Source organism: Psychrobacter sp. UBA6291, from assembly GCF_002439405.1.
Taxonomy (GTDB): domain Bacteria; phylum Pseudomonadota; class Gammaproteobacteria; order Pseudomonadales; family Moraxellaceae; genus Psychrobacter; species Psychrobacter faecalis.
Genome location: NZ_DJUD01000032.1, coordinates 1 through 7,530, shown reverse-complemented (window position 1 = coordinate 7,530; position 7,530 = coordinate 1). Strand labels below are relative to the sequence as shown.

Sequence of the window (7,530 nt, the reverse complement as noted above, 5' to 3'; positions counted from 1 at the left end):
GCTAAAGAAAATCGACAAACCCCAGCTAAGTTTGAGTGCGTCCAATGCGGGCATAAAGCAAATGCTGATGTGAATGCAGCTAAAAATATTCTTGCGGCAGGACATGCCGTGTTGTCTGTGGAGGGAGGATGCGGTAAAGGTCGCCCGATGAAGCAGAAAACTTGTGATATTCGTGAGAATGTCGCCTAAGAGCTTATGCTTTTAGAATCCCCCGCTTGAGCTTGGCGAAAGTGGGGGAGTATGTCAATGCTTAACTCATTACCTCTGCGTTTATTTCGTTAACTCAATCGTGCCATTCGCAGTCACTGAAATGGTACTGTTGCCCGATTCAAAGCTTTGGCTTGGTACTGAGGCATCCGCCGCTTCAGCTTTCATATTCATCGCGCTATACATAGGGCGAGGGTAGTTGCTGCCGGTATTTAGATTGACAGTGACGACACGATAACCGCGCGCATCCCATGCACGAGTCAGGTTTTTAGCCTGCTGCTGAAAAGCGCGAGAAGCATCGGTCATAAGCTTTTGCTCTAGCGCATCTTTTTTAGCGTCTGAAACCCCAAAGTTTAGGTTTTCCATCACTAAGGTTTGCTGTAAGTCTGCAATCAGTTGGCTGGTGGCAGCAAAGTCAGTGCTCTTTAAGTCGATGTTGGCTTGTCCTGTCCAACCAATGATTTTGTCGTTTTTATCGTAGCGCGGATAGGTGCGCTGCTGGCCAGTACTAACCGTCACGCTTGGGTAGCGTTTGGCGATTTTCATCGCGTTATTGATCGAAGTATTAAGCGTGGTCGCTAGCGTTTTAGCATCTGATGCTTGCGCTTTTTTATACATAGTGGCGCGAACTTCGTCGTTTTGGACTTCCTCTTTGACTTCTGTCTGAAAAGTCAGCTGATCGTAGCCTGTGGGTTCTGCATGGGCGCTACCTATCATCGCTGTTAGTAGGGCGGCGGTACCCGTAGCAAGTGCGGCTTTGTTCATCCAAGTGTTTCTCATGGTTATCTCCTAATTAGTGCTAGTAATGGTCATGATAGTTGTATGAGGGATATGGTCAGAAAACTCATTCTTATATGAGTATTTTTTGTATTGTTTTTTATGCAACATACCCTGACTAAAATAGCAAAAAATCAACAATTTGCTATGAGTATTTTGTCAGTTAAGTTGCTGTTTAAATTTGGCTACATCGTCGCTTGTACGTAGTACTGATAAGGTTGTTTATCGCCTAAAGCAAACAGTTTGACAATGGGGGTTGTAATAATAAAAAAATCTTGTATAATCTGCAACTGGTGGCTCCATTGGTAGCCTCGCAACATTGTTCTATGAATCCCGCCAGGACCGGAAGGTAGCAACGGTAATAGTTATAATGTGTGCCGAGGATGTGCTGATGGAGTCGCTTTTTTTTGCCTAAAATTTGATGATAGCTATTCTTTATAGTCTTGGTCATTAAATATTAATAATAAGTCCTTCATCGTAAAGGGCTTTTTTTTCGCCTGCATTTCGTCTGATTTTAGACTTTAAACAAAATATATGGGTTAAAATACAATGTAGTAACCTTTAATAACAACATTGTGAACAAAAAACCTTTTGGAGTCTGATAATGAAAATGTTCGTTTGGCTATTCATTGCAGTGGCGGTATTGATCGTGGTGTTTGGGGTGTCAGTATTTAATAAGCTGGTACGTGCCCGCAACCAAGCAAAAAATGGCTTTGCACAAATCGATGTGCAGCTAAAGCGCCGTCATGACCTGATTCCAAATTTGGTCGAAACCGCCAAGCGTTATCTGAGCCATGAAGAAGAAACGCTGACCCGTGTGATTAATGCGCGTAATCATGCCCAAAGCTTACAAGATTCTACTAAGCATCAGCCAGACTCCCTTGAACATATGGCGTTGTTTGCCAAAGCAGAGGGTATGTTGTCAAAAGCCTTGGGGCAATTTTCAGCGGTTGTAGAAGCCTATCCTGAGTTAAAAGCGGATAGTATGATTAAAGAGCTGATGGATGAGCTCGCCAATACCGAAAATAGGATTGGCTTTGCCCGTCAGCATTATAATGATAGCGTGATGTTTTATAACAATGACCGCGAAGTGTTTCCTAATAATCTTGTCAGCACAACCTTTGGCTTTCGTCCACTTAGCCCATTGGTATTTGAAGATAGAAAGGTAATTGCTCAAGCACCTGTCGTCGATATGGGCTGATGCTCAAATAATGTTAAATGTGTTTAGCTAGCGTTAGGTAAATAAATAGATGGATTTTTTTGGTGCACAGCGTAGCCGTACTCAGCGCAGCTTGTTGCTTTATGGACTATTTTTTCTGATTGTCTTTGCCCATATTGCTGTAGCACTTGGTGTCATGGCGTTGCTGCTCACGCTATTTACCGGTGGCATTTATCATTGGGTATTAATACTGGTGGTCGTATGGACAATCGGTAGCTTTGTCGTTGGTAGTTTTTTAGAGTATAGGCGCTTAAAAGCAGGTGGTCGGGCGATTGCTCAACGTGTGGGTGCAGTGCGCTTATTTATCGACCAAAGCCAAGACGCTTGGGAGCATAGCCAAGGAGTTGCCCATCAGCATCAGCCTGTATCAAAAGTTCGCTTTAGTGCCCGCCAGATTGCCGTGCGTGATGAGCGGGATTTTCCGCCTGTTTATCGGCGTTATTATGAGATTGCCCAGCAGCTAGCCATTGCTTCAGGTTTGCGAATGCCAATTTTATATGTGCTACCTGAAGAACAAGGCATTAATGGTTTTGTGGCGGGTCGCCATAGCCAAGATATGGTGCTCGTCGTCACCCAAGGCGCCCTCGATAAACTATCTGATGAGGCGCTATACGGGCTGATAGGGCATGAGTATGGTCATATCTTGCATGGCGATGCGACGTTTAATTTACAGCTAATGGTGGTACTAGCAGGTTTGCAATTACTCTATGACTGGAGTGATTCTATTAATGATTTTGGTTCTGGTTATAAAGTCAGTCATCAAACCACTCAGCAAAACTATTTTGATGGCTCTTTTATTAATAGTGCGGTCAATCAAAGCAACCCTTTACCGCAAAAAGCAATCGATAGCCATGCGCGTCGCACTGAAGCGCAGACAGCCAACTTTACCACTCATAGCGAATGGGTAGCCTACTGGCAAAACCAGTCGCAAAGCCAGCAATCTTCAGCTAAGGGTCAGTCAAGATGGCTACAACATAATAATAAGTTTGATAATCAAGCACCGCGCAATATTTGGACATTATTAATTCATGGTTTGAGCTTTTCTAGTATGGCCAGTGCGCAGCTGATTAAACACAGCTTTAACCGTGAGCGCGAGTTGCTTGCTGATGCGACCAGTGTGCAGCTGACACGTTCGCCGGCTATTATGGAAACCTTAAAGGCCATTCATCAAGATGCGCTTGGTTCGCGCTTAACTGGCATCGCCGATATCAATGGATTAAGTCATTTCTTTTTTGCCAGTAGTGGTGCTGATTTGGGTGACGTATCATGGTTTGCCACGCATCCAAGTTTGGCTGAGCGTATGAGTGCTATCAATGCCAACGCTTATCATGATTTCGCCGTGCAAGTGGCTAAAGAAAAACGTCTCAATCAGCAAAAGATAAAAGAAATTTATGAGCAGCGCCGCTTGGGTGATTGGGGCGTGATAGTAACAAATAGCCTAAGTGAAAATAAATTCACTGATAAAAATATTAATAATACATTCAATGATGTTATTGACGAAGATGCCATTCAAAAAAATACTATTCAAAAAAATACTATTCATAAAGCTGCTATCGAAAAAGAAATCGCAACCTATTCTACTAGTGAGATAAATAATGAATTGCAGAGCGACAGTGGGCTTGAATTTGTTGTAGAGCAAGATGTTGTTATTAATGGGCGTTTGCAGGTGCAAGCAGAAGATATCGGTACTCATCAGCTACTTAAGCCGTGGCAAGCTAAACCTGATAGTGATTTGCCATCAGATACCTTGATTGGTATCGAAGATATACAAAAGGTATCGCTACCGCAGTATGTGCTCAATCACAGTTATCATCCGCTCGGAGCGCAAGCTCTGATTGAAGCTGTGCTGCTTTGTCATCAGGGTTATGTGCTGTCAACAACAGCAACGTATAATTTAACTGAAATCTGGCTTGGGCTTGATGAGGATAAGAGATTTTCTGCTGAAACTAAAGTCGATATAGATAACACGCGAGTTTTACCGCATACACTCGATCATAAATTATTAGCGGTAGTGGCAAATCTTGATCGGCGCGTAGACAGTGCTTTGATTGCATTGGCGCTAAAGCAACTACGCCAGCATAATTTATCAGAAAACGCTATCGATGAGTTGCGCTTAAAATATGAAGCCAATCATCGTAATCAAGATCATCAACATTACGTGCAGCAAAAAAAGTGTCGGTCAATGCTATTGCGTTATCAGCGAGGTATCATTGAGCTATTTGAAAATTCCCTAACGGCTGATTTAAGCCAAAAATTTGCTGATAATATAGATAACGATGATTCTATTAATAAGCCTCAATCATTATTAAATCCTTTAGAAGATACCCATTGTCGCTCGCCTTCGATTTTAGCGTTATGGCAGGCGCTACAGCTGCAGCAGTTACTACCCGTATTATCTACTGTATTAAACGATAAACAGGTTCAGTCGCATCTTCACTCTCAATATCCATACTATCAATGGCAGCAAGTATTGCATGCCGGCACGGATGATATTTATGCTCAGCTTGACCCATCAGGGCAGGTGTTTGATGGTCTTGATGTTGCCGCAAAAACCGTGCTTACTGTATTGGCTTATCGCTTATCAAAGGATGCCAAAGGGCAGATAATATCCGCACTAGATAGCGAATTACGTAGCTCAGTGCTCAGCTATAATAGTGCTAGCATTGCTCATTATCTTGTAGATTTACGCCGTCATGCACGTTTGATTGATATTGATTTAGCAGCCGCTAGTGAGGCAAATTTGCAATGGTTGTTATTGACTGCGCAAAGTTTAAATAGTGTCCAACTATTAGCATTAATAGCAGCAGTGCCTATTTTTATAGCGTCTACAAGTCAATCATCTAGTCTTAAAGCCAAAGGTGCTGATAATTATCTACAGAGGCAACAGGGCGACGCTCAAATAGATTATAATGTTGTTAATAATAAGCCTTATGATTACAATGATTACCGGCAATGGCTGAGCACGTTGCATACAGTGATGTTACACGATACGATAGTCAGTCAAGATGAGTATGATTGTTTGACCTTGCTTGCCCACCATTGGTTAGGCGTTCGGCAGCTTTTTTGAGCAGATTAATTGACAATAAAAGCCTGTAAATCCATTTTAGATGAGTAGGATAGTAAATAAGCATGAGTGATATCCAAGACCCGCTAATTGTATTGCAGCATCGTATGCAGCAGCGCCAGATTTTAGCGATAATGGGTATCAATCAGTGGGTGCAGCCGAGCTCTGGAACATTGAGTATCGCTGATATTTCTGCGCCTGCCTTACCTGATGCGGTTACAGCTAACGCTAGGATTACATCTCATTCTACTGCTTCTACAACGAGTACTGAACAGCCAAGCGTTGAATTTTCGAATAATAAATCTTCTCATATTGCATCCCCAAATATTAATGCCATAGCCGATATGGTAGATGATGAGTCTATTAACCATTATTACGATGATGCGAATGAGACAGGTTTAAGTCATTCTGACCCACAAAGCCCCGTCACCTATCATTTTGACTCGACTGCCCCTGATATCTCCAAGCCCGCCGTTACCTCACTTGCAAATACGGTCGTTCAGCAATCTGCGATTGATAATGTAAATAATGCTGTAAGCTTTGAAGATAGCAGTTCTAAAGAGAATAACTTTAAAGACGATATTTTCAAGAAGGTAGCACCCTTTGATTTACAAGGTGGTCGCTATGGCGATTGGGTAATTTTGGTTGATATCCAAGCCCTCAATAATGACAGCCAAAAGCTTTGGCAAAATGTCACCCAAGCGCTATCCATCAGTTGTGAGACGACCTCATTTCCTATTTGTGAAGGTATGGATACCGCTGAGCTTGCCAATGCCAGCCTTGCAGGATATGTGTTTAAGATTGGTCGTCGCGAAGAGATAAAAGTGGCGGCATTGACCGTATTACCTGACGGCCTTGAGCATCCGAACTTTACGACTGTGCCCACACTCGATGAGATGCTTAAAGATAGCAAACTTAAACGTCAGCTTTGGGAGCAGTTATCAAAGTAGAATTAAAGGCTTGCCACTTACTATTATTACGACTACTACGACAGAGATTAAAAAATAACGATAACCTTCACCTTTAACCTTTAATAACCACGATGATCTCATCATATTTAGGATAATGATTATGACCACTAAAGCCGCTCCTAACCGTGTACCCAATTTTTCAGCGGGACCTGCCACCATACCGAACGCCGTCTTATCACGCGCTCAAGAAGAGTTGCTTGATTGGCAGGGACGCGGTATGTCGGTCATGGAAGTGAGTCACCGTAGTAAAGAATACATCGCGATTACTGAAAAAGCGGAAGCCAAGTTGCGCTCGCTCATGGACATTCCAGATAACTATAAAGTGCTATTTTTACAAGGCGGTGCCAGCTTACAGTTTTCAGCGATTCCATTAAATCTGTTAAATGGTGGCCGCGCCGACTATCTAACGACAGGTACTTGGTCTGGTAAAGCGGTCAAAGAAGCACAGCGCTATGGCAAACTGGGTTTGGGCGAGGTTAATGTGGTGGCAACGGGTAAAGACAGTAATTTTACCGACGTGCCAGCCCAAAGCGACTGGAACCTGAGTAAAGATGCGGCGTACTTTCACTACTGCGCCAATGAAACCATTCATGGTGTACAAATATTTGAGCCGCCACAAGTCGATGCGCCAATTATCGCCGATATGTCTTCTTGCATTTTGTCACAGCCAATTGACGTGTCTAAATTCGGCATGATTTACGCGGGTGCGCAAAAAAATATTGGGCCAGCAGGATTAATTATTGTCATTATCCGTGAAGATTTATTAGGCAAAGCGAGTGAGTGGTGCCCGCTGCTGATGAACTATGAACATCAGGCTGAAAAAGAGTCAATGTCAAACACGCCAGCGACGTATTCTTGGTATTTAGCAGGGTTGGTATTTGATTGGTTAGAGGAGCAGGGCGGCGTTGCTGCTATCGGTGAAATCAACCAGCAAAAAGCGGATTTACTGTATAAAACGATTGATGACAGCAGCTTTTATAGCAATCCAGTTGACCCCAAATATCGCTCTATCATGAATGTGCCGTTTACGTTAGCCGACAGTAGCCTTGATAAAGTGTTTTTAGAAGAATCGGAAGCAGCAGGCCTCATGAATCTAAAAGGTCACCGCGATGTCGGCGGTATGCGCGCCAGTATTTATAATGCGGTGTCACTAGATTGGGTGCAGCAGTTGGTTGACTTTATGATCGCCTTTGAAAAAAAGCACGCTTAAGTTAGCATAAGTTTTAAAATAAAAGACGCAACTTTATAAGCTGCGTCTTTTTTTTATGACTATTAGGGCGTGTTGAACATTC

At 42.9% G+C, this 7,530-nt stretch carries 6 protein-coding genes and 1 other RNA gene; 6 read left to right on the top strand and 1 reads right to left on the bottom strand.

Annotated features, from left to right (window positions below; translation table 11 throughout):
• The coding region (locus B3R91_RS05455) for a zinc ribbon domain-containing protein (protein ID WP_286796778.1) at window positions 1-189 on the top strand (189 nt) is incomplete at its 5' end.
• 81 nt (window positions 190-270) lie between these two features.
• Here the strand turns inward: B3R91_RS05455 and B3R91_RS05450 are convergent.
• A complete protein-coding gene (locus B3R91_RS05450; protein WP_286796777.1) occupies window positions 271-987 on the bottom strand; it encodes an SIMPL domain-containing protein in 717 nt (238 codons plus the stop codon).
• Between the two features lie 297 nt (window positions 988-1,284).
• On the opposite strand from B3R91_RS05450, the gene ffs reads away from it, so the two are divergent.
• The 5 genes from ffs (at window position 1,285) to serC (ending at window position 7,448) form a co-directional block, all read left to right on the top strand.
• Window positions 1,285-1,381: signal recognition particle sRNA small type (gene ffs, locus B3R91_RS05445), an RNA gene on the top strand.
• A 207-nt stretch (window positions 1,382-1,588) separates the two neighbouring features.
• A complete protein-coding gene (locus B3R91_RS05440) occupies window positions 1,589-2,185 on the top strand; it encodes a LemA family protein (RefSeq protein ID WP_286796776.1) in 597 nt (198 codons plus the stop codon).
• Between the two features lie 49 nt (window positions 2,186-2,234).
• Window positions 2,235-5,270 carry a M48 family metalloprotease gene (locus B3R91_RS05435; RefSeq protein ID WP_286796775.1) on the top strand — a complete coding sequence of 1,012 codons (3,036 nt, stop codon included), beginning with the start codon at window positions 2,235-2,237 and terminating at the stop codon, window positions 5,268-5,270.
• 62 nt (window positions 5,271-5,332) lie between these two features.
• Complete coding sequence (locus B3R91_RS05430) at window positions 5,333-6,217, top strand: hypothetical protein (RefSeq protein ID WP_286796774.1); 885 nt, start codon at window positions 5,333-5,335, stop codon at window positions 6,215-6,217.
• 121 nt (window positions 6,218-6,338) lie between these two features.
• Window positions 6,339-7,448 carry a 3-phosphoserine/phosphohydroxythreonine transaminase gene (gene serC / locus B3R91_RS05425; RefSeq protein WP_286796773.1) on the top strand — a complete coding sequence of 370 codons (1,110 nt, stop codon included), beginning with the start codon at window positions 6,339-6,341 and terminating at the stop codon, window positions 7,446-7,448.
• Window positions 7,449-7,530 lie beyond the last annotated feature (82 nt).

Excerpts from the sequence above, each read along its gene's own strand:
- B3R91_RS05450 (WP_286796777.1), bottom strand. The coding sequence starts at position 987 with ATGAGAAACACTTGGATGAACAAAGCCGCACTTGCTACGGGTACCGCC.
- B3R91_RS05440 (WP_286796776.1), top strand. The coding sequence starts at position 1,589 with ATGAAAATGTTCGTTTGGCTATTCATTGCAGTGGCGGTATTGATCGTG.
- B3R91_RS05435 (WP_286796775.1), top strand. The coding sequence starts at position 2,235 with ATGGATTTTTTTGGTGCACAGCGTAGCCGTACTCAGCGCAGCTTGTTG.
- B3R91_RS05430 (WP_286796774.1), top strand. The coding sequence starts at position 5,333 with ATGAGTGATATCCAAGACCCGCTAATTGTATTGCAGCATCGTATGCAG.
- serC (WP_286796773.1), top strand. The coding sequence starts at position 6,339 with ATGACCACTAAAGCCGCTCCTAACCGTGTACCCAATTTTTCAGCGGGA.